We start from the raw sequence: 20,750 nt of genomic DNA on the forward strand, positions 1-20,750 counted from the left end.
CGGCGCGGCTCGGCGAACCGTGGGCGCCGGTCGAGCCGGCCGTACCGGGCGCGCGGCGCCTGGGGGACGGCGGTCCGCCCGTCGCCGACGGACGGCCGGTCGGCCTGAAGGCGAAGGGGTGGCCCTCCCCCCGGTGACGGGACGAGTCCCGGCACCGCGAGAGGGCGGCCGGGCGGGGGTGGCGTGTCGGGGTTCGCCCGTTCGGCCGTGCCGTCGGCCGTCGGCGATGCGGAGGGCACCGGGCAGCGGTTAGCGTCGAAGGGCCCGCCCGCCGGTGGTGCGGCGGGCGGAACCCCATCCTGTTGTCGGAGCTTGGAGCTGCTTGTGGACAGGTCAGCGCTGGCGGAGGCCACGGCCCGCAAGGCGGCGGAACGCGGCGGCCGGGTGTCGGTCGACGAAGTCGGGCGGGTCCTGGAGGCCCTGTTCGGCACGGTCGCCGACGCGGGGACCCTCGCCGAGGCGCTTCGTCGCGACCGGACGGTCAGCCTCATGGGCTTCGGCAGCTTCCACCTCCAGGACGGCACGGCGGTACTGCGACCGGGCCAGGCCCTCAACGAGTACCTCAACGGCAGCCTGGACTGACACGCCCGCCGGGCGGCGCGTCCGGAAGGCGTCCGCCCCGCCTCCGCGCGCACCCGGCTCGACGGCCGGGCACGAGGCGGCCCGGGGGCGCGGCGGCCCGGGGCTCCGCGACCCGCGCGGGCCCGGCGGCGTGGGCGGGTCACTCAGGCGGCGTCTGGAGCGGCGTGACCTGCAGGGCCTTCGCCACACCGTGGAGGTTGGCCGCCATCGCGCGGCCGGTCTTGTGGGCCCAGTCGTGGCCGCGCTCGTCGTCCAGGTAGTCGGGGCCGGCCCCCGGACCGAGGTGCCAGTACGTCCACGCCTGGCCGGGGATCGTGTAGCCGATGTCGCCCAGCGCTCCGGCGATCTCGCTGACGACGTGGTGGGCGCCGTCCTCGTTCCCCGTGACGACCACGCCCGCCACGCGGTTGTAGGCGACGGGCCGCCCCTGGTCGTCCGTCTCCGACAGCATCGCGTCCATGCGTTCGAGGACCCGTTGGGCGAGGGACGAGGGGCGGCCCAGCCAGGTCGGTGACGCCATGACGAGGATCTCGGAGCGGAGCAGCTGCTCGTGGACGGCCGGCCAGGCGTCGCCGGGCCCCGCGTCGGTGGTGACGCCCGGTTTGATGTCGAGGTCGACGGCCCGGACGAACTCCGTCCGCACCCCGTACGCCTCCAGCTGCTGCGCCACCACCCGGGCCAGCGCCTCGGTGTTGGAGGGTTCCGGCGAGGTCTTCAGGGTGCAGTTGATCACCAGTGCTCTCATTCCAGGGCCTTACCCCGCACGGCGGGGAACGCCTCCTGCGGCGGCGCCGACCAGGTGACGCCACGCCCTCGCGGGACGGGGCGATCACCGGAAGTCACCCGTCCGGTGGGCACCGGCGGATACGTTGCCCGGCATGGGAGACTCACAGAACCCTCAGACCTCTGCCACCTCACACCGCATACGGATCAAGCGCGTCTCGACGGCCGTCGCGGGGGCGGCGGCCCTCGTGGCCCTCAGCGTCGGCGCCGCCCTCGCAGCCGGCTCGGCCGAGGGACCCGCCCCCGCGGCCACCTCGACGTCCACCACCCAGCCACCGAACGACGAGCCCACCGAGGGCGGCGGGAGCGGCGAAGGGACCGTCGGGACGGACGGGGGCGGCTCGGTCGGCGTGACCGTGGGAAGCGGCTCGACGGACGGCGGGTCGTCAGGCGGATCCTCGGAGGGCGGCTCCTCAGAAGGCGGCTCGACGGACGGCGGCTCGTCAGGCGGATCCTCGGAGGGCGGCTCGACGGACGGGTCGGGCGGCGGCGAGTGGCCGAACCCGACCGAGACCCCGATCGGCACCCCGCCGCCCACCAGCGGCCCCGGCCCGCACCCGTCGACCCCGCCGAACCTGGCGGAGATCGACCGGCGCCTCACCGAACTGAACCGGAAGGTCGACCAGTTGCCGACCAAGAAGGAGCTCGCGGACGCCCTGCGCGCCTTCGCGGACCAGCTGGACCAGCCTTCCTGACACCCCTTCACCGGGCCGTCGTCCGCCCGCCCCGTGCCCTGCGCGTACGGCGGGCGGGCGCGGTTCTGCCACGATGGGGGCATGGACGACGAGGTGATCCCCATCCTGCGGGTGGCCGACGCCGACGCGGCGGTGCGCTGGTACGAGCGGCTGGGCTTCACCAGGCAGTGGGAGCACCGCTTCGAGCCGGGGTTCCCCGCCTTCGTCGAGGTCGCCCGGGGGCGGGTGCGGCTGTTCCTTTCGGAACACGCCGGGGACGCCCGCCCGGACGCGCTCGTCTACCTGCGCCGGGACGATGTCGAGGCCGTCGCGGCCGACTTCGGGCTGCAGGTCGGCGAGCTGCCGTGGGCGCGCGAGGTGGAGCTGCGCGACCCGGACGGCAACCGCCTCCGCATCGGCACGCCCACGGACTGACGCACGAACCGCCCCGGCACCGCGCGCGACGGTACCGGGGCGACGGCAGTCAGCGGCGCTTCTCCCGGGCGGCCTTCTCGGCCGCCCGGTCCTTCGCGTGCGCCTGGTGGTGGCCGACGTCCAGGAAGTGCCGGATGTCGTCCGGGGTGCCGGCGAGCGCCTTCCGGGCGGCCGCCTTGACGGTGATCCCGCCGGCCTGGGCGATCCGGGCGACCCGCGCCCGGTCGTCCTGGAGCCGGGCCGTGTGCTGGCCGGTCTCCAGGAAGCGCTCGATCGCGTCCGCTCCCCCGTTCAGCGCCTTCCTGGCGGCGGCCTTCACCTCGGGCCCGCCCACGCTGTGGATCCGGACGGTACGCACCCGGTCGTCCTGGTGCCGGGCCACGTACTGCCCGGTCTCCAGGAACTCGACGACGTCCCGCGGTGTGCCTCTCAGGGCCTTCTCCGCGGCCGCCTTCACCTCCGGTCCGCCCACGCGGTGGATCCGGCTGGTCCGCACCTGGTCGTCCACGATCCGGGCCTCGTACTGGCCGGTCTGGAGGAACCGGCGCATGTCCTCGGGCGTACCGTCCAGCGCCTTCTGTGCCGCCTCGCGCACGCCGACGCCCGTGTAGGGGTTCTCGACCATGCGGCGGATCACCACCGCGTCGTCCTCCGCGGCGGCGGGCCGGGCGGAGGTCGCCGTGGGAGGCGCGCCGGCGGGGCCGGGCCCGTCGCCGCCGGCGGCCACGGCCGGGACACCGAACAGCAGGGTGGGCACCGCCGCGGCCGTGGCCACCAGGGCGACGCCGCGAACCGACATTCTTCTCAACAATCCGCTCCTCGCAGGAGAACCTTCACGTTCGGCCTCACGGTACGTCGATCTTGATCCGCACCGTCACCCGGTTTTCCGCCGGTCCCGCCAGGGCCGTTCCCAGCGCCGCCGGAACCGTTCCCGGTCCGCGACCGGGCCCCTCGCCCGGCACGAGCGGGCTGCCGCGGGCTTGCCGGCGGCGTTCTCCGTGGTCAGGCCTTCGCCACCGCCCTGGCGATGAGGGCCACCAGTGCGAGCACGGCGGCCGTGACGACGACGAAGACCACGTCGGCCATCGCGAGCTCCTCCAAGGGTCGTGTGCGGAGAGACCGTTCGAGGACAACGCGTTCCGGGCCGCTCGCCCGCGCCGTTGACACCTCCCTGACGGCACCACCCGCCGTCTTGACGGATCCCTGACGACAACCGCCTGCGACCCGCGGTCCCGGCGGCCGGGGCCGGAGCGGTGCGGTACGAGTGCCGTGCGGACGCAGGAGCGGCGCCGGCGGCGGTGGTCAGTCGGCGGCCGGCGCGGGAACGGTGGTCATCGCGGCCAGCCGGGTGAGGGCGGCGGCATCCGGGCCGCCCTCCTCGGCGCTGAACACGTGCATGACGAGCCCCGTCTCGCCGGGCGCCGCCGGGACGTGCAGCGTCTCGTAGTCCAGGGTCAGCAAGCCGACCTCCGGGTGGCGCAGCCGCTTGCGCCCCGCGCCGCACATGACCACCTCGCCCCGCGCCCACAGCCGCCGGAAGTCGGCGCTCGACGCAGAGAGGTCGGCGGTGAGCGCGGCCAGCTCCGCGTCGTCCGGGTAGCGCCCGGTGGAGACCCGCAGCTGCCCGACAGCCTCCAGGGCCCTGGCCTCCCAGTCGGGGAAGACCTCGCGGGAGGCGGGGTCCAGGAACAGGTACCGGGCGTTGTTGCGGTCACGGCGGCCCGGCTCGGCGAGCCCGCCCATCAGCGCGCCGCCCAGGTCGTTCCAGGCCACCACGTCGAGGCGGGGGTCGGTCACGAAGGCCGGCAGGCCGTGCAGCGCGTCGATGATCCGGCGCAGCAGGGCGCTGACCGGGGCGGTGGGGGCGGGCCCGCCACGCCTGCCGACGGCCAGGGTGGCGAGGTGCCGGCGTTCCGCGGCGTCGAGGCGCAGTGCCCGCGCGAGCGCGTCGAGCACCTCGGGCGACGGCTGGGTCGCGCGGCCCTGCTCCAGATGGACGTAGTAGTCGACGCTGATGCCCGCAAGTTGTGCCAACTCCTCGCGGCGCAGTCCGTGGACGCGCCGTCGCCGGCCGCCGGCGAGCCCGACGTGCTCCGGCGCGACGCGGGCGCGCCGGGCGCGCAGGAAGCCGCCGAGGGCACGCCGGGGGTCGTCGGCGCCACCGCCCGCCGCGGTGGCGGGGACACCGCCGGAGCCGGCACGGGGGCCCATGACGTCCGTGGGGCCGGCGACGTCCGTGGGATCGAGGTGGTCCACGCGCTCCATGCGCTCAAGTATGCGTGGCCCTGCCGGTACCAGGATCGCCGTTCCACCGGAGGAACAGGGCTCTGGCTGCCCCGGCGGGGCCGGGAGAGCGTGTGCTCATGAACACGACCGGTCCGCAGCAGCGCAAGAACGTCCTCGTCGTCACCGCCCACCCCGACCCCGGCTCCCTCACCGCCTCCCTGACCGGCTTCGCCGCCGAACACCTGCGCGCCTCCGGGCACGAGGTGCGGGTGTCCGACCTGTACGCGATGAAGTGGAAGGCGGTGGTGGACGCCGACGACTTCCCCGACCACACGCCCGGGAAGCGGCTGGACGTGATGGACGCGTCGGAACGGGCCACCCTCTCGGGCCGGTTGACGCCGGACGTCGCCGCCGAGCAGGAGAAGGTGCTCTGGTCGGACGCGGTGGTCCTGCAGTTCCCGCTGTGGTGGTTCTCGATGCCCGCCGTCCTGAAGGGCTGGGTCGACCGGGTCTTCTCAGCCGGGTTCGCCTACGGCCCCGCAGTACCGCCGCCCTATGGTGACGGCGCGGCCCTCGCCGGACGGCGCGCGCTGGTGTCCGTGACGGTGGGGGCGCGGGAGGGCGCGTTCTCCGACCGGGGCGTCCACGGGGCACTGCCGCACGTTCTCCACCCGGTCCAGCACGGGCTGTTCTGGTTCACCGGCATGGCGCCGCTGGAGCCGTTCGCGGTGTACGGGGCGAACGAGCTGCCCGAGGAGGACTTCGCCCGGGCGCGCCGGGCGTACGCGGCGCGACTCGACGGGCTGTTCACGGAGGAGCCGGTCGCGTTCCGGTCGCTCTCCGGCGGGGGGTACGACCGCGACATGCGGCTCCTGCCCGGCACCGAGACGCCGGGGACCACCGGCCTCGACCTCCATCTCCGCACGGTGCGGGGCTGAGCGGGGCGGCGACGGGCCCGGCGCACGGGCGACCGGTGGTACGCCCTCGGCCGATCAGCCGACCGGGAACGTGGCCCCCGGGTCGGCGTGGGCGACGGGTCCGTCGAACCGGGTCGCGGCGCGCTCCACCGCCTGCCGCGGGGTGAGCGAGCGCCCCACGTGGGTGACGACGAGCCGCCGTGCTCCGGCCGCCGCGGCGGTGTCCCCCGCGTCCTCCGGCGTGTGGTGCACCTTCTCGGTGCCGGCGGGCGGCTCGGGTCCGTCGGCCTCGCAGAGCAACACGTCGCACCCGGCGGCCAGGCCGGTGAGGGCGGGGCAGGGCGCGGTGTCCCCGGAGTACACCAGCGACCGGCCCGCCGCCTCCACGCGCAGCGCGAAGGCGGGGATCCCGTGGGCCACCGCCCTGCTGGTCAGGGTGAGCGCGCCGACCCGGACGCGGTGCCCGTCGCGCAACTCCTCGACGGCGAAGGCCGATTCGACGGGGCTGCGGGTGTCGGTGTTGGTGAGGAAGTGCGCGAGCCTGTCGGCCGTTCCGGGCGGGCCGTACAGCGGGATGGGAGTGGCGAGGCGGACGTCGGCGTAGAGGGCGCCGTAGTACGCGGTGAGGAGGTCAGCCGTGTGGTCGGCGTGCAGGTGGGAGATCCAGATCGCGTCCAGCTCGTCCAGGCGCAGGTGGCGCTGGAGCCGGGCGAGGGTGCCGGTGCCCGCGTCGACCCACAACCGGGCGCCGCCGCCGCGCACCAGGTAGCCCGAGCAGGCGTTGTCCACGGCCGGGTAGGGCGTCGCCGAGCCCAGCACCGTGAACCGCAACGGGTCGCCCGTCACCGCCGGGCTCCTCGGCGCGCCGCCCGGGGGGCGTCGGACGTGCGGGGTACGGGGGTCGGGCCGGGACGCACGGGGTGGCTCCTCCGGTGGTGCGGTGGTCCAAGATCGTGTGGTGAGGGTAGCTCCCGGACCGGGGGGCGGGAAGTCGCGCGGGAATCCGTCCCGACGGGGGCAACCCTCCGGGGGTGCCGTCGGTCGTCCATGGTGCACGCGCGCCCCGGTGGCCGGGGCGCGCCAGGGGAGGAAGACCACCACATGCGCAAGTCCTTCAGACGCCTCGCCGGTTCCCTGGCGGGAGTCGTCGCGGGCGGCCTGCTCGCGACCGCCGCCCTACCCGCCGCGACGGCGCAGGCCGCGACCGGGGCGGACCGGTGCCCGGCCGGGTACTTCTGCGGGTTCACGGGCACGTCGGGCGACGGCACCATGTTCAAGACGAAGACGAACATGCCGACGCTCGGCACCTGGGACGACCGGATCCGCTCGTACACCAACCGCGGTACGACGTTCGCCTGCCTCTACACGGAGCCGGACTACTCGCTGGCCGGCGACGACGCCTACTACTGGTCCGAGGCGCCGGGCGGGCCGGGCACGTACGCCTGGAGCACCGGGTTCGACCGGGAGATCAGTTCCGTCAAGTTCGTCAGGACCGAGCGGGAGTGCTCGCAGAACGCCTACCCGCAGTGGTACTCCGAGCCGGCGCCCGTGCCGGCCCGGTTCTCCGACCTCGACGGCAACGGCCGGTCCGACCTCCTCGTCCGGGACGCGGTCGGCCGCCTGTGGTTCCTGCCCGGTGACGGCTCCGGCCGGCTGGTCGGCTCCGGCTGGAACGCCATGACGGCCCTGACCCGGCACGGCGACCTGTCCGGCGACGGCCGGGAGGACCTGCTCGCCCGGGACAAGGGCGGTGTCCTGTGGCTCTATCCGGGCCGCGGCAACGGCACGTTCGGGACGCGCACGTCCGTCGGGTCCGGATGGAACGCCATGGCGGAGCTGCGGGCGGCGGGGGACCTGTCCGGCGACGGCCGCGCCGATCTGCTCGCCCGGGACGGGAACGGTGTCCTGTGGCTCTACCCCGGCCGCGGCAACGGCACCTTCGCGGCGCGCAAGAGCAACGGCTCCGGCTGGAACGCGATGAACCGCCTGGTGGGCACGGGCGACCTGACCCGGGACGGGCGCGCCGACGTGCTCGCCCGCGACACCTCCGGCCGCATGTGGCTCTACCCCGGGCGCGGCACCGGCGCCTTCGCCGCCCGCACGCCGCTGGGCAGCGGCTGGGGCGCGATGCGCGACCTCGTCGGTGTCGGCTCGTACGACGGCGACGCCGTGAACGACCTGGTGACCGTCACCGACGAGTCCTACCGGGGCGGCCAACCCGGCTGGCTGCTCGGTTACCGCGGCACCGGCGCCGGAACGTTCCAGCGCGCCGCGGAGCTGAACGGCGAGTGGTGGAGCCTCAACGGCGCCTACTGACGGCCCTCTGGATCTCCCACCGGCACGCTTCCGCCCGACGCCCGACGCCCGACGCCCGACGCCCGGCAACGGTCGCTCGGTATCCGGCGTCGGGGGCTCGGCGTCGGGCGTCAGCGCTCGGCGCCGGCCCCCGTCCCGTGCCCGACCGGGCGGGGGACGGGACGCGGGGCGGGCGGCTCGCACGCCCCGCCGGGCGCGGCCGGCGTCGGGTCGGAGCGGGTGAGCGGGTGAGCGGGACCGGTCGGTCCTAAGATCGTGGGGGGGCGTACGCGCTCCCGCACGTCACCGCCCGCCGCACCCCGTACGACCGGAAGGCCGCCGTCATGACCGACACCGTCACCGTGGGCCTCCTGGGTACCGGGATCATGGGCGCGGCGATGGCCCGCAACCTCGCCCGTGCCGGGCTCGGCGTCCGCGTGTGGAACCGCACCTGGGCCAAGGCCGAGCCGCTGGCCGCCGACGGGGCGTACGTCGCCGACACGCCCGCCGAGGCCGTACGGGGGGCCGACGTGGTGCTCACCGTGCTCCACGACGGCGACGCCGTGGTGGAGGTGATGCGGCAGGCGGTGCCCGGGCTGCGGCGGGGGGCAGCCTGGGTCCAGTCGACGACCGCCGGGCCGGAGGCGGTCGGCGAGTTCGCGGAGCTGGCGCACGCCCACGGTCTGGTGTTCTTCGACGCCCCGGTGCTCGGCACCCGCGAGCCCGCGGAGGCGGGGAAGCTCGTCGTCCTCGCCGCCGGGCCCGTCGGCGCGCGCCGGGCGGTCACGCCCGTGTTCGACGCCGTCGGGACCCGTACGGTGTGGACCGGGGAGGACGCCGCGGAAGGCAGCGCCACCCGGCTCAAGCTCGTCACCAACAGCTGGGTGCTGGCGGTCACGCACGCGACGGGCGAGGTGCTCGCGCTCGCGGAGTCCCTCGGGGTGGCCCCGCAGGGCTTCTTCGACACCGTCGCGGACGGCCCGCTCGACATGGGTTACCTGCGGGCGAAGGCCGCTCTGGTGCTGGAGGACCGACTGACGCCGCCGAGCTTCGCCCTGGCGACGGCCGCCAAGGACGCCGACCTCATCGTCCGGGCGGCCCGTCGTGGCGGCGTGCGCCTCGACCTGGCGGAGGCGGGCGCCGAACGGTTCCGCCGCGCGGCCGCGCAGGGCCACGCCGGCGAGGACATGGCGGCGTCCTACCACGCCAGCTTCGACGAGCCGCGCACGTCCTGATGCTCGCCGAAGGCCGCCGGCGCCGCGTCGGCCCGGCGCGCACGGGCCGCTCCGCCGCCTCGCGGTCCCGCAGGCCGGCGGAATTCCCGGAAAGCCACCGGAATGACGTCCCCGGGGATATGCGGGGGAGCGTACCGGCGGCCTCCGCCGTCGCCATCCGGTCATTCACCGGTCATGCGCGGGTCGTTCGCAGGTCGTTCCCCGACCTCTTTCCGACCATTCCGGCAGCGGTCCGCGCACGGACGTGTGGGAACGCGCCCGGGGGTTTTCCCGGGCGCGTTCACGCACGTCGCTGCGTTCTCAGCAGGTGCCGCCCTTGTACCAGGCGTACTTGATCACGGAGGTGCTGCCCAGGTAGGTGCGGTTCGGCCCGACGCACTTGTCGAAGCCGGAGGCGCCGTGCCTTTCGACGCGGATCCAGATCCAGCTGCCGTCACTCGTGCAGTGGTTGTAGTAGGCCCGGCCCGAGGCGGCGTCCGGGTCCCAGCCGCAGGCCAGGGCGCCGGAGGGGGCGGCGCCGGCCACCGGGGCGGTGGCCAGGGCCCCGCCCACCGTGGCCGCGCCGAGCAGGCACGCCGCGGTGAGGGCGCGGAGGGTGGAGGAGATCCGTCGCATGTGTGTCCTCTTCTTCCTCGTCGTTTTCACGCGGGCACCACACACGCATGACGTCCATTCGCCATTGCGCATTTCCGGTGCCGCTGGGTCCTACGATGGCGCCGCCGCCACGGGGACGGCCATGGGGAGAAGTACGTATGGACAACCGGGGGAAGCATGACGATTCTGCGGACGTGCGATTGGGAGAGGGTGCTCGACCTGGCGGTGGGGGTCCTGGAGGCAAGGACGCCTGACCACCTCTGGCGTTCGGTGGCGCGGGAGTTGCTGGTGGCGCTCGACGCGGGTGCGGTGGTGCTGCGGGACGGGCGGGAGCCGGCGGGCGGGGCCGGGGTGGTCGTCGTCGTCCGGCGGCCGACCGCGCCGGGGGCCACGCCGGGCGGGGTGCTCCGCGCGCCCCACGTGCTCGACGTCCCCCTGCCGGGCGGCGGCGGGCGGGCGTTCCTCGTCTACCGCGAGGGACGCCCCTTCACGTCCCGTGACCGGCTGTACTGCGCGCGGGTGCGGCCGCTGCTGGCCGCGGCCGCCGGGCGCTGCGCGCCACCGGCGCCCGCCGGGGCGACCGCCGCCCCGCCCGGCCGGACGACCGCCGCCGTCCCACCCGGTCCGGCAGGCGGCGGCACGGGGTGCGCCCCGCTGACGGGTCGGGAGATGACGGTGTTGCGGATGTTGTCGGAGGGGCTGCCCGCGACGGCGATGGCGCGGCGGCTCGGCATCTCCGTGCGGACGGTCCACAAGCACCTGGGGAACCTGTACCGGAAGCTCGGCGCGGCCGACCGGCTGGGCGCGGTGCTGCGGGCGCAGGAGGCGGGCCTCCTGACGCCCGCGCGGGCCGGGTGACGCGGTCCCCCGTCGGGCCGACCGGTCGGCCCCCACCGGCGTCCGGTCACGGACACGGGCGCGGAGGCGCGGTCACACCCGGGTGGCCGGCCGGTAGGTGCAGACGTGGACGCCGGCGTCGCTGGTGGTGGTCGAGACGAGCTCCAGCGGGTGCTTGACGCCGTCGGTGGGGAAGATGGTCTTCCCGCCGCCGAGGACCACGGGCATGACCATCAGCCGGAGTTCGTCGACGAGACCCTCGTTCATCAGCGTCCGGACGAGCGTGGGACTGCCCATGACGAGCAGGTCGCCGCCGCCGGCGCCGCGCAGGGCGCGGATGCGGGCGACGGCCTCGTCGCCGGGGATGCGCGTGGTGTTCTCCCACGAGAGGTCGTCGTCGGCCAGCGTGCGGGAGACCACGTACTTGGGGAGGGCGTTCATCCGGTCGGCGAACGGGTCGCCGGCCCGCTCGGGCCACGCACCGGCCATGGCCCACCAGGTGCGGCGTCCGAAGAGCAGCGCGTCGGCCTTGGCGAGCGCCTCGTCGAAGGCGCCGCCCACCACGTCCGGGTCGAAGTAGGCCTGCGTCCAGCCACCGTGGGCGAAGCCGCCGTCGGTGTCCTCCTCCGGTCCGCCGGGCCCCTGCACGACGCCGTCCAGACTGATGAACTCGCTGATCACGATGCGCACGAGCCGCACTCCTTCTCTTCCGCCACGGGTGTACGACAGGGAAGACCGCCGCTCCCCGCGGGACTCATCGCCCCCACCCCACCACACCGTGTGAACTGCGGCACACCCCGCCCCGGCCGGTGGCGGGACGCGGGGGTGCCGGATGCGCATGTGCCGGAGGACCGGATGCGGCCCGGCCGGATGGCGGTGTGCGGGTACGGGTGCGGGGCCCGGACCGGATGGGCCGGGACCGGGAGGGCCACGTCCGGATGACCCCGGACCGGACGGGCCGGGACGGGGTGCGCCGGGTCAGGACGGGCCGGGACGGGGTGCGCCGGGCACCGGGAGGGCCCGGCCGGTCACGGCGCCTGCCGGGCGGCCCGCCACTCGGGGGCGAGCACCGACCAGACCTCCTCGTCGTGCCGCGCCCCGCGGTACGGGTGGCTCTCGCGCAGCACGGCCTCGCGCGTCATGCCGAGCCGCCGGGCGACGGCGATGCTGGGCCCGTTGCCGGACGACACGACCCACTCGACGCGGTGGATGCCGCGTTCCTCGACGGCCCAGTCGACGAGCACACGGACGGCGCGGGTCACCAGTCCCCTGCCGACCGCCGACGGCTCCAGCCAGCATCCCGCCTCGGCGCTGCCCTGCCGGACGTCGAACCGGCGGAAGATGACGGCGCCGACCAGTCGACCGTCCGTCCATATCCCGCAGATGCGGCCGGTGTCGGCGGCCGTCTTCTCCGCGTACGCCTGGAGGAAGGCGCGGCTCGACGCGAGGTCGGTGACCACGTCCGGCAGGCCGTTGTGCCGCCCGATGAACTCCCGGCCCCGGTCCAGGTGGGCCAGGAACTCCTCGGCCTGCCACGGTTCGAGCGGGCGCAGCTCGGCGCCGTCGTCACCCAGGGATATCGCGAACATCGTCGTCCTCCACGCAGTAGCCGGCCCACGGCGGAAGGGATCCTCTCACGCGGGCCGGCGGCGGGGTTCCGGATCAGTCCTCGACGGCGTCGAGGACGTTCCCGAGGTCGACGAACTTGAAGCCGGTGGCGTCGCGGTCGTTCTCGGCCGGGGTGTCGTCGCCGTCCTGGACGACGAGCAGACCGCGGGGGTACTTGCGACCCAGCGGGGCGTTCAGCACGGCGGCGCCGTCGCACTCCTCGGAGCCGTCGACGGTCCGGGAGGCGGTGACGCGGAACCCGCCCTCGTACTCGTTGTCGTCGGAGACCTCGCGGTCGTAGAGGACGAAGGTGTCGTCACCCTGGCTGGAGGCGAGGACGTAGCCGTCGCCGTCCGGCTCGGTGAGCAGGGTCAGGCCCTCCACGTCGGCCGAGAGGTGCTCGCCGCCGTGGCCGGGGTCGGCGCCGGCGGGCAGGCACTCGTCGCTCTCCTCGTCGTACGCCGTGGGGACGCCGTACTCGCGCACCCTGTCGATCAGGACGGGCTGCCCCGTCAGATCGGCGCGCAGGCGCCAGATGCCGACGTCCTCCTGGCCGGCGTACAGCGTGCCGTCGGCCGGGTCGACGACCATGCCCTCCACCTGCGGCAGTTCGCCGGGTTCGCCGCACGGGCGCCAGGTGGTGCCGTCGGGGAGGCGGAACGCTGAGGGCAGGTCGAGGGTGCGGACCTTGGTGTAGCCGACCGTGCCGCCGGGACGGGCGACGAGCTCCAGCAGCGCCACGGTGGTGCGGTTGTTGCGGCTGGCGAGCGCGTAGGAACGGCCGGTCGCGGGGTCGGTCCAGGTGGCCAGGCCGTAGGCGGTGTCCTGGTCGTTGATCTCGTCCTGGGACGCGGAGAAGATCGGGGCGGCGCCCGGGTCGGTGACGTCCGTGAGCGGGCCGGCCGGGTTGTCGCGGTCGATGCGGTAGACGCGCAGGCGGTCGTGGCCGCGGTCGCTGACGACGGCGAGGTCGGACCGGCGTCCGGCGAGGGAGGTGCCGAGGACCAGGTCGACGTTGTTGTACCGGCCGGGGGCGTCGTCGGGGGCGGTCGGCGGGGGCGCGGGGAGGGACTGGACCTGGCGGGCGTCGAGGTCGTAGACGCGCAGTCCGCCCTCCTTGGCCGTGGCGATGACCAGACTGCGGTCGGGCGCGGCCGCGTTGCGCCAGATCGCGGGGTCGTCGGCGTCGGCGTTGCCGCCCGGCTCGTCGTCGTACAGGGTGGCCGTCTCGGCCCTGGGCGTGACGCCGGGAAGGCCGGACGCGGCGGTGCTCGCGCCGGCGGGCACGGCCGTGGCGGCCACGGCCGTGCAGAGCAGCACGGTGGCCGTGAGGGCGGATCGGCGGAGGGACACGGGAATCTCCTCGACGGGTAAGCGGGTGAACGTCGGCATGATCGTGGGACGGTACCGAGGCGGTCGGATGACGCGGCCCGGAACGCGGCCGGTCCGGGTCACGAACAGGGTGTGACGGACCTGTTCGACCGGCCGGACGGCCGTACCCGGCTCGCGGTCACGCCCCCGCCGCACGGCCGCGATCCCGGTGCGCCATCACGGCACGCGGTCACGGTCACGGCGCGCGAAACCCGCCCTCCCCCACCGGCGGTCCGGTGGGGGAGGGCGGGTTCGCGGCGGTGGCGTGCGCCGGGGTCAGTCCCGTGCGGCGGCGGGGCGCGGGGCGAGCCCGGCCGCCGCGACGACGGCGCCGAGGACGCACAGCACGCCGGTGACGACGGCCGCGACGTGCAGCCCGCTCATGAACGCCTGACCGCTGCCCTCCACGACCGCGGCCCGCAGCGCGGCCGGCATGTCGCCCGAGACGGGCGCGACGCCCATGGCGACGGCGTCCTTCGCCTCCGTCAGCCGCGCGGCGAGAGCCGGCGGTACGCCCGCCCCGGTGAGTTCCCGGCCGAGGACGGAGCCGACCCGGCCGCTGATGAGGGAGACCAGGACGGACGTGCCGAGCGCGCCGCCGATCTGCAGCGCGGTCGCCTGGAGTCCGCCGGCGACGCCGCTGTCCTCGACGGGCGCCTGCCCGACGATCGCGTCGGAGGAGGCGGCCAGGACCATGCCGACGCCGAGGCCGAGGGCGACGAACGGCGGCCACATGGTGGCGTACGAGGAGGAGGTGTCCCAGGTGAGCATGGCGAAGGCCGCGGCTGCCTGGAGGAGCATGCCCAGCGGCATGGTCAGCCGGGGCCCGAAGCGTCCGGTCAGCGCGGCCCCCAGCGGGGAGGCCACGAGGGAGGCGAGGCTGAGCGGGAGCGTGCGCACACCGGCCTCGACGGGTGAGAAGCCGCGCACGTTCTGCAGGTAGAGCATCACGAAGAAGATCGCGCCCAGCAGGACGAAGAAGTTGAGCGCCGTGACGACCGTGCCTACGGTGAGGGAGCGGTTGCGGAAGAGCCGCATCGGCAGCAGCGGGTGCGCGATCCGCGTCTCGTACCAGCCGAACAGCGCGAGGAGCAGCACGCCGGCGGCGAGGGTACCGAGGGTCCCGCCCGAGGTCCAGCCCCAGGTCTCCCCCTTGACGACGCCGAACACCGCCGACAGCAGGCCCAGGGCGAGCAGGACGACGCCGGGCACGTCGAAGCGCCGGGCGCCGGCCGGGCTCTTGCTCTGCGGCAGGACGGCCGCGCCCACGAGCAGGGCGAGGAGGCCGATGGGGGCGTTGATGAAGAAGACCGACTCCCACGAGACGTGCTCGACGAGCAGCCCGCCGACGATGGGGCCGAGCGCCGTGGACACCGCGGAGACCATGGCCCAGATGCCGACGGCCATGCCGAACCGCCGGGGCGGGAAGACCGCCCGCAGCAGGCCGAGCGTGTTCGGCATGAGCAGCCCGCCGAAGAAGCCCTGGACCGCTCGGAAGAGGACGACGCCCTCGATCGACCCGGCCAGGCCGATCGCGACGGAGGCGAGGGTGAAGCCGGCGATGCCGACCATGTAGTACGTGCGCCGTCCGTAGCGGTCGCCGAGCTTGCCGCCCAGGATGAGGCTCGCCGCCAGGGCGAGCAGGTAGGCGTTGGTGACCCACTGGAGGTCGGCGGTGGAGGCGTCGAGGGCGCGGCCGATCTCCGGGTTGGCGATGGCGACGATGGCTCCGTCGAGCTGGACCATGAACAGGCCGAAGGCGACGGCGAGGAGGGTGAGCCAGGGGTTGGCGCGGCGCCCCGTGGTGCCCGTGGCCCGTGGCGGGGCGGGGGCGGGCGTGGCAGGGGTGGCTACCGGTGTGGCGGTCATGGGGGTGTGACGTCCTGTCGAACTGTTGGGTGGGGTGGGGACGTGACGCGCGCCGCGGCCGGATCCGGGCAGGCCCCGCCGCGCCGCCGCACCGCGGTACGTCGGCGTGCCGCGCGTGGCGCCCTGCGGCGGTGCGCGCCGGGCGCGCGGGTGCGGGCGGGCGCGGCGGTACGGGTGGGCGGCGCGCGGCCCGGGTGTGCGGTGGGGGTGCGGCGCGGGTGCCGCGTGTCCGGTGGGGGTGCGGCGCGGGGCCGGTGTCGCCCGGCGCGGGTCCCGGCGGGGGCCGGGGGTCCGGCGCGGCGGAGCGCCCTTGGGGTCCGGACCGTCGTGGACCGGGTTCGGGGACCGGGTCCGCTGCGGGCGGGTTCGCGAGAGCGGGAGCGCGGGCGGGCCCGGGTGCTCCGGGGCGTTACCGGGCTGCGGGGTGGAGGTGGCGCGCCAGCGACGTGAGGGCACCGACCGCCGAACCGAGGGCGTCCATCTCACCGTCGGTGAGGAGGTGCAGCGCCCCGGCCAGATGGGCGCCGCGGAGCCGCCGGACCTCCGTCAGCTCCCGACGGGCCCGGGGAGTGGGGTACAGGCGCGCCACGCGCTTGTCGGCCGTGTCGCGCCGGCGCTCCAGCAGACCGGCGTCGGTCAGCTGGGAGACCAGGGCACTGACGTTGTTCGGCCTCATGAGCAGGGCGTCCGCCGCCTCACGTACGGTCGCGCCCTCGTGGCGGGCGACGTACCGCAGCAGCGCGAGCTGGCCCTCGGGCGGCTTGGGGTGCTCGAAGTCCTGGGCGACCCGGCGTTCCAGGGCACGCTCCAGCGCAGGCAGGCACTCCGCCAGGGCGGCGGCCAGCCGTTCGGTGTCCTGCAGGGACGCGCGGGAGTGGGGCACCCGAGGAGAATAGGTCTGGAGAGATAGGTATGTCAACGTACCCACCTTGGGTGCGCCGCACCGCCCCGGGCGGCGGGCCCGGGTGGCGCGGCCAGGCGACGCGCCGGGCGGCACGGCGCGGCCACGCCGTGCGCCGGGGTCCGGACAGCGGAAAGGACCGCGTCGCACGCGGTCCCCTCGGCTTCGGTCACGGGCCGTCGCGGCCCGTCCGCTCGTTCGTCAGTCGCCGGGCCTGATGCGGCCGCGCCAGGAACCGGACTCGCCGCCCCGCGTCTCGATGTACTCCTTGAAGCGGCGCATGTCGCCCTTCACGCGGCGGTCGATCGTGCCGGTCAGGTCGGCCGCCTTCTCCACCATGCCGGTCGGCTCGACGTCCATGACGAGCTCGACGCGCGTGTGGGTGTCGTCCACCCGCTGGAAGCTGACCACGCCCTTCTGCTGCGTGTCACCGCTCACCGTCCGCCAGGCGATGCGCTCGTCGGGGAGCTGGTCGATGATCTCCGTGTCGAACTCGCGCCGGACACCGCCGATCTTCGTGGTCCAGTGGTTGTGCTTGTCGTCGACCTGCCGGACCTCCTCGACGCCCTCCATGAAGTTCGGGAACTCCTGGAACTGCGTCCACTGGTTGTACGCGGTGCGGACGGGCACCTCGACCTCGACGGTCTCCTTCACCCTGCTCATCAGTCGCTCCTCGTTCTCTCGTGACGGTGGCGCGGCGGTTCGGCCGCCGCGCTCGGCACGAAGGCCCGGGTACCCGCTGACGCCCGGACATGCACGCGGGCCCCGGATTTCCCCGTCCCCGTCCCGAGCGGACGTCTCGCGGACGCCCTGGAACCCGGTCGCGGAGATACCGGATGAGGGTGCGGGACACGCGGTGGATAACCTGGCCGACCGGACCCACCGCCCGTACCGCCGCACGCCCCGGCACGCCGCGCCCCGCCCCGCCCCGCGCCCCCCGTTCGCACCCGGAAGACCGCCAGGAGAGCCGCCGTGACCGACGAGGAGTTCGCCGTGTTCTACGCGCAGGCGGTCCGGCGGCTCACCGGGCAGCTGTACGTGATGACCGGCGACTTCCACGAGGCGCAGGACGTCGTGCAGGAGGCGTTCGCCCGCGCCTGGGCGCAGCGGCACCGCATCGACGCCGAACGGGGGCCGGAGGCCTGGGTGCGGACGGTGGCCTGGCGGCTGGCCGTGAGCCGGTGGCGCCGGATCGTGCGCGGGCAGCGCGCCTGGCGGCGCCGGGACGACGCCACCGCCGGCGGCGAACCCGACCCCGCGGCGGTCGACCTCGCCGCCGCCCTGCGGCGCATGCCGGCCCGGCAGCGCCAGTGCGCCGCCCTGTACTACGTGTGCGACCTCACCGTCGAGCAGACCGCCGTCGAGACCGGCCTGTCGGCGGGAACCGTCAAGACCCACCTCTCCCGGGCGCGGGCCAAGCTCGCGCTGTACCTGGACGACCACGTCCCCGCCGTGGAGGACCGCGATGCCTGAGCACCACGACCGGCTGGCGGCCGAGCTGCGCCACGCCGCCCTGTCAGCGGCCGAACGGTCCCGTCCGGCCGACCTGCGGGAGGTACGGGAGCGCGGCCGGGCCCTGCGGCGGCGGCGCGCCGTGACCGCCGGGGCGGGTGTGGCGTGCGGCGCCGCGGCGGTACTGCTCGCGGTGTGGGCCGGCCGCCCGGCCACCGAGCCGCCGGCGGCGCCGCGGCCCGCCCCCGCGCCGACCGTCTCCGCCACCCCGTCCCCCACGGCCGCCCCCTCGCCCTCCCCCTCCTCCACCCCGACGCGGCTGCCCACGTCCCCCGGCACGAGCACCGCGCCCGGCCCGCCGCCGTCGACGGCGGTGACGGCGGTGACGTCGATGCCCCCGACGTCGACGTCCCGGGAGTGACCTGCGTCTCACCTGTCAACCGGGCCTGCGGCCCGGGCGTATCCCCGGCATCGACCACCCACCCCATCGGGTCCGTACGGGACCCGCCGAAGGAGCCGATGCCGTGCCGACCCCCGCGCAGCGGTCCGCGGTCCTGTCCCGCCCCGCCCTCCCCACCGTCCCCGCGCAGGCGGGGCCTCCTCCGCCGACCGACGTCCCGCCCGTCCCACCGCCCGTCCCGCCCGGCCCGCCGGCACGGCGCAGACCCCGGACCGGCCGGGGGGCCGCCCGGGCGGCGGTCGCGGTCGGCCTCGTGTACGCGGGCAGCCTGGCGCTCCACCTGTGGCTCCTGGCCCTGTTGATCCCGCCGGGGGGCGGAGGGATCCGCGACCGGCTGCTGGCGTGGGACGCCCGGCACTTCGCGGACATAGCCGCACACGGGTACCCGGACGGGTTCAGCCACACCCCCGAGGGTGAACTCACCGGCAACGACCTGGCGTTCTTCCCGCTGTACCCCCTGCTGACCCGCGCCGTGGCGTCGCTCGCCGGCGTCGACACGGGAACGGCGGCGCTCGGCACCGCCCACCTCGCCGTGCTGGCGATGCTGGGGGCCGTGCACGCCCTGCTGGTCCGGCTGCACGGCGAGCGCACGGCGCTCGCCGGGATCGTGCTGCTCGCCGGCGCCCAGCCCATGGCGCTCACGTTCTTCATGGGGTACAGCGAGGCGCTGTTCACGGCGCTGGCGGCGGGTGCCCTGCTGGCGGCGCACCGGCGGGCCTGGCTCACGGCGGGGTCCCTGACCCTGCTGTGCGGCCTGACCCGGCCGGTCGCCGCGGCCGTCGCCCTCGCGGTGGCGGTCGCGGCCGCGCAGCACGTGCTGCGGGCGCGGCGGCCGGCCGCCCGCCCCGTCACCGCGGTCGTGCTGGCCTGCGCCGGGGCCCCCGCCTACCTCGCCTGGGTCGGCGACCGGCTCGGGCGCATGGACGCGTGGTTCCTGATACAGGAGGCCGGCTGGGGCACGCGGTGGGACAACGGAGCGGCCTTCCTGCGCTTCCTCCGCGAGGTGCTGCCGCGAGAGGACGGCTGGGTGCCGGTGAGCACCGCCCTGCTCGTCCTGGCCCTGCTGGGGCTCACCGCGGCGGCGTGGCGGCGGGACGCCTGGCCACCGCTGCTGGTGTACGGCACGACGGTCGTCGTGGTCACCCTCGGCCAGTCCAACTACTTCCACTGCAAGCTGCGGCTGCTCGTCCCGGCCCTCGTCTTCCTGCTGCCTCCCGCCCGTGCCCTGGCGGCGACCCGGCCGCGCACGGCGGTGGCCGTCCTGGCGGGGGCGGTGCTCTTCGGCTCCTGGTACGGGGCGCACATGCTCACCGTGTGGCCGTACGCCATATGACGCGGCGCGCGGCGGCGCGCTACCCGTTCGGGCGGCGCCCGCCGTCGGCGCCCGTTAGGGGACCCGCCTGCGGGGTACCTCTGCGCGGATCAGACGGTTCCACGCGGAGGGATCTCGTATGGAGATCGGTTACAAGTTGGCGGCGGAGGCGTACGGGCCCGGTGAGCTGGTGCGGCAGGCCGTGCTGGCCGAGGAGGCCGGGTTCGACTTCGTCGAGATCAGCGACCACTTCCACCCCTGGCTGGACAACCAGGGGCACTCGCCGTTCGCCTGGACGGTCCTGGGCACGATCGCGGCGAGGACCAGCAGGATCGGGCTCGCCACGGGCGTGACCTGTCCGACCATGCGTTACCACCCGGCGATCATCGCCCAGGCCGCCGCGACGCTCGCGCTGCTGTCGGACGGGCGGTTCGTGCTCGGCGTCGGCTCCGGTGAACGGCTGAACGAGCACGTCATCGGCGGGGGTTACCCGGCGGTGTCCACCCGGCACGAGATGCTCCGGGAAGCCCTGGAGATCATCCGGCTGCTGTGGGGCGGCGGTTACCGCTCGTACGAGGGGAAGCACCTCACCCTGGAGGACGCCCGCGTCTTCGACCTGCCCGACACCCCGCCCCTCCTCGCCGTCGCGGCGAGCGGCCCCGCCTCCACGCGCGTGGCGGCCGAGCTCGGCGACGCCCTGTTCGCCACCGAGGCGAAGGCGGAGATCGTCCAGGGCTACCGGGACGCCGGCGGGTCCGGGCCCCGGTACGCGGAGGTGCCCATGGCGTGGGCGCCGGACGAGCGCACCGCGGCGCGGGCCGCCCGGGAGACGTCCCGGTGGGCGGTGACGGGCTGGAAGGTGATGAGCGAGCTGCCGAACCCGGTGAACTTCGACGCCGCCACCACGACCGTCCGCGAGGAGGACATCCTCCAGGCCTTCGCGTGCGGCGACGACCCGGAGCGGTACACGGAGATGGCCCAGGGATACGTCGACGCGGGCTTCGACCGGCTGGTGATGCAGAACGCCGGGCCCGACCCGGACGGGTTCATCGACTTCTACCAGCGGGAGCTCGACTCCCGCCTGCGCGCCCTGAAGCCCTCGGGCGGCGCGTAGCCACCAGCCGGCCGCCGCACCCCGCCGACGCATCCCGCGGACGCGTCGGGGCTCGGGTGCGGCGCGCCGGCTCCGTGGACCGACG

22 protein-coding genes are annotated in these 20,750 nt (G+C 75.4%); 11 read left to right on the top strand and 11 right to left on the bottom strand.

The features are described from left to right. Positions 1 to 324 precede the first annotated feature (324 nt). A complete protein-coding gene (locus ACF053_RS01710; protein WP_058943748.1) occupies positions 325 to 582 on the top strand; it encodes an HU family DNA-binding protein in 258 nt (85 codons plus the stop codon). Between the two features lie 139 nt (positions 583 to 721). Here the strand turns inward: ACF053_RS01710 and ACF053_RS01715 are convergent, their stop codons facing one another. Then, the gene (locus ACF053_RS01715; protein WP_058943749.1) at positions 722 to 1,327 is read right to left on the bottom strand and encodes a flavodoxin family protein; all 606 of its coding nucleotides are present in this window, start codon (positions 1,325 to 1,327) and stop codon (positions 722 to 724) included. Positions 1,328 to 1,460: 133 nt separating this feature from the next. Here ACF053_RS01715 and ACF053_RS01720 point away from each other — a divergent pair, with 133 nt between their 5' ends. After that, positions 1,461 to 2,060, top strand: coding sequence for a hypothetical protein (locus ACF053_RS01720; protein WP_391951935.1), 600 nt, complete (start codon positions 1,461 to 1,463; stop codon positions 2,058 to 2,060). 81 nt (positions 2,061 to 2,141) lie between these two features. Next, a complete protein-coding gene (locus ACF053_RS01725) occupies positions 2,142 to 2,474 on the top strand; it encodes a glyoxalase superfamily protein (RefSeq protein WP_391951936.1) in 333 nt (110 codons plus the stop codon). Between the two features lie 49 nt (positions 2,475 to 2,523). Here the strand turns inward: ACF053_RS01725 and ACF053_RS01730 are convergent, their stop codons facing one another. Further along, entirely contained in the window at positions 2,524 to 3,273 is a 750-nt protein-coding gene (locus ACF053_RS01730) for an ALF repeat-containing protein (protein WP_391951937.1), read from the bottom strand. A 503-nt stretch (positions 3,274 to 3,776) separates the two neighbouring features. Beyond that, positions 3,777 to 4,739, bottom strand: a complete 963-nt coding sequence (locus ACF053_RS01735; protein ID WP_391951938.1) for a helix-turn-helix transcriptional regulator — start codon at positions 4,737 to 4,739, stop codon at positions 3,777 to 3,779. Positions 4,740 to 4,837: 98 nt separating this feature from the next. On the opposite strand from ACF053_RS01735, the gene ACF053_RS01740 reads away from it, so the two are divergent. Further along, positions 4,838 to 5,638, top strand: coding sequence for an NAD(P)H-dependent oxidoreductase (locus tag ACF053_RS01740; RefSeq protein WP_391951939.1), 801 nt, complete (start codon positions 4,838 to 4,840; stop codon positions 5,636 to 5,638). A gap of 54 nt (positions 5,639 to 5,692) precedes the next feature. Here ACF053_RS01740 and ACF053_RS01745 read toward each other — a convergent pair whose 3' ends face one another. Beyond that, positions 5,693 to 6,463, bottom strand: coding sequence for an MBL fold metallo-hydrolase (locus tag ACF053_RS01745; RefSeq protein WP_391951940.1), 771 nt, complete (start codon positions 6,461 to 6,463; stop codon positions 5,693 to 5,695). 255 nt (positions 6,464 to 6,718) lie between these two features. Here ACF053_RS01745 and ACF053_RS01750 point away from each other — a divergent pair, with 255 nt between their 5' ends. Together ACF053_RS01750 and ACF053_RS01755 are read left to right on the top strand one after the other, a co-directional pair. Further along, positions 6,719 to 7,933: an FG-GAP-like repeat-containing protein gene (locus tag ACF053_RS01750; RefSeq protein WP_391951941.1), complete on the top strand. Its 1,215-nt coding sequence runs from the start codon at positions 6,719 to 6,721 to the stop codon at positions 7,931 to 7,933. Positions 7,934 to 8,256: 323 nt separating this feature from the next. Continuing rightward, complete coding sequence (locus ACF053_RS01755) at positions 8,257 to 9,147, top strand: NAD(P)-dependent oxidoreductase (protein ID WP_391951942.1); 891 nt, start codon at positions 8,257 to 8,259, stop codon at positions 9,145 to 9,147. Positions 9,148 to 9,447: 300 nt separating this feature from the next. Here the strand turns inward: ACF053_RS01755 and ACF053_RS01760 are convergent, their stop codons facing one another. Then, positions 9,448 to 9,762 (bottom strand): DUF6355 family natural product biosynthesis protein, encoded by a 315-nt coding sequence (locus tag ACF053_RS01760; RefSeq protein ID WP_391951943.1) that lies wholly within the window; start codon positions 9,760 to 9,762, stop codon positions 9,448 to 9,450. 156 nt (positions 9,763 to 9,918) lie between these two features. Here ACF053_RS01760 and ACF053_RS01765 point away from each other — a divergent pair, with 156 nt between their 5' ends. Further along, entirely contained in the window at positions 9,919 to 10,599 is a 681-nt protein-coding gene (locus ACF053_RS01765; protein ID WP_391951944.1) for a helix-turn-helix transcriptional regulator, read from the top strand. A gap of 72 nt (positions 10,600 to 10,671) precedes the next feature. Here ACF053_RS01765 and ACF053_RS01770 read toward each other — a convergent pair whose 3' ends face one another. From ACF053_RS01770 to ACF053_RS01795, 6 genes are all read right to left on the bottom strand, one after another. Beyond that, the gene (locus ACF053_RS01770; protein WP_391951945.1) at positions 10,672 to 11,268 is read right to left on the bottom strand and encodes a dihydrofolate reductase family protein; all 597 of its coding nucleotides are present in this window, start codon (positions 11,266 to 11,268) and stop codon (positions 10,672 to 10,674) included. Positions 11,269 to 11,606: 338 nt separating this feature from the next. Then, positions 11,607 to 12,167: a GNAT family N-acetyltransferase gene (locus ACF053_RS01775; RefSeq protein WP_391951946.1), complete on the bottom strand. Its 561-nt coding sequence runs from the start codon at positions 12,165 to 12,167 to the stop codon at positions 11,607 to 11,609. A 73-nt stretch (positions 12,168 to 12,240) separates the two neighbouring features. Then, entirely contained in the window at positions 12,241 to 13,539 is a 1,299-nt protein-coding gene (locus tag ACF053_RS01780) for a phytase (RefSeq protein WP_391951947.1), read from the bottom strand. Between the two features lie 294 nt (positions 13,540 to 13,833). Continuing rightward, complete coding sequence (locus ACF053_RS01785; protein WP_391951948.1) at positions 13,834 to 15,426, bottom strand: MFS transporter; 1,593 nt, start codon at positions 15,424 to 15,426, stop codon at positions 13,834 to 13,836. Between the two features lie 409 nt (positions 15,427 to 15,835). Continuing rightward, on the bottom strand, positions 15,836 to 16,309 hold the full coding sequence (locus ACF053_RS01790; RefSeq protein WP_391951949.1) for a MarR family winged helix-turn-helix transcriptional regulator: 474 nt from the start codon (positions 16,307 to 16,309) through the stop codon (positions 15,836 to 15,838). Positions 16,310 to 16,528: 219 nt separating this feature from the next. Continuing rightward, positions 16,529 to 16,990 carry an SRPBCC family protein gene (locus tag ACF053_RS01795; protein WP_391951950.1) on the bottom strand — a complete coding sequence of 154 codons (462 nt, stop codon included), beginning with the start codon at positions 16,988 to 16,990 and terminating at the stop codon, positions 16,529 to 16,531. A gap of 309 nt (positions 16,991 to 17,299) precedes the next feature. Here ACF053_RS01795 and ACF053_RS01800 point away from each other — a divergent pair, with 309 nt between their 5' ends. The 4 genes from ACF053_RS01800 to ACF053_RS01815 all read left to right on the top strand — a co-directional run bounded on the left by ACF053_RS01800 (position 17,300) and on the right by ACF053_RS01815 (position 20,665). Continuing rightward, a complete protein-coding gene (locus tag ACF053_RS01800) occupies positions 17,300 to 17,800 on the top strand; it encodes a SigE family RNA polymerase sigma factor (protein ID WP_391951951.1) in 501 nt (166 codons plus the stop codon). Then, positions 17,793 to 18,200, top strand: coding sequence for a hypothetical protein (locus ACF053_RS01805; protein WP_391951952.1), 408 nt, complete (start codon positions 17,793 to 17,795; stop codon positions 18,198 to 18,200). Before ACF053_RS01800 ends, ACF053_RS01805 begins: the two co-directional genes overlap by 8 nt. A gap of 103 nt (positions 18,201 to 18,303) precedes the next feature. After that, positions 18,304 to 19,572, top strand: coding sequence for a hypothetical protein (locus ACF053_RS01810; RefSeq protein ID WP_391951953.1), 1,269 nt, complete (start codon positions 18,304 to 18,306; stop codon positions 19,570 to 19,572). A 118-nt stretch (positions 19,573 to 19,690) separates the two neighbouring features. Beyond that, on the top strand, positions 19,691 to 20,665 hold the full coding sequence (locus ACF053_RS01815) for a TIGR03557 family F420-dependent LLM class oxidoreductase (RefSeq protein WP_391951954.1): 975 nt from the start codon (positions 19,691 to 19,693) through the stop codon (positions 20,663 to 20,665). The last annotated feature ends 85 nt before the right edge of the window (positions 20,666 to 20,750 follow it).

Source organism: Streptomyces kanasensis, from assembly GCF_043077165.1.
Lineage (GTDB): Bacteria > Actinomycetota > Actinomycetes > Streptomycetales > Streptomycetaceae > Streptomyces > Streptomyces changanensis.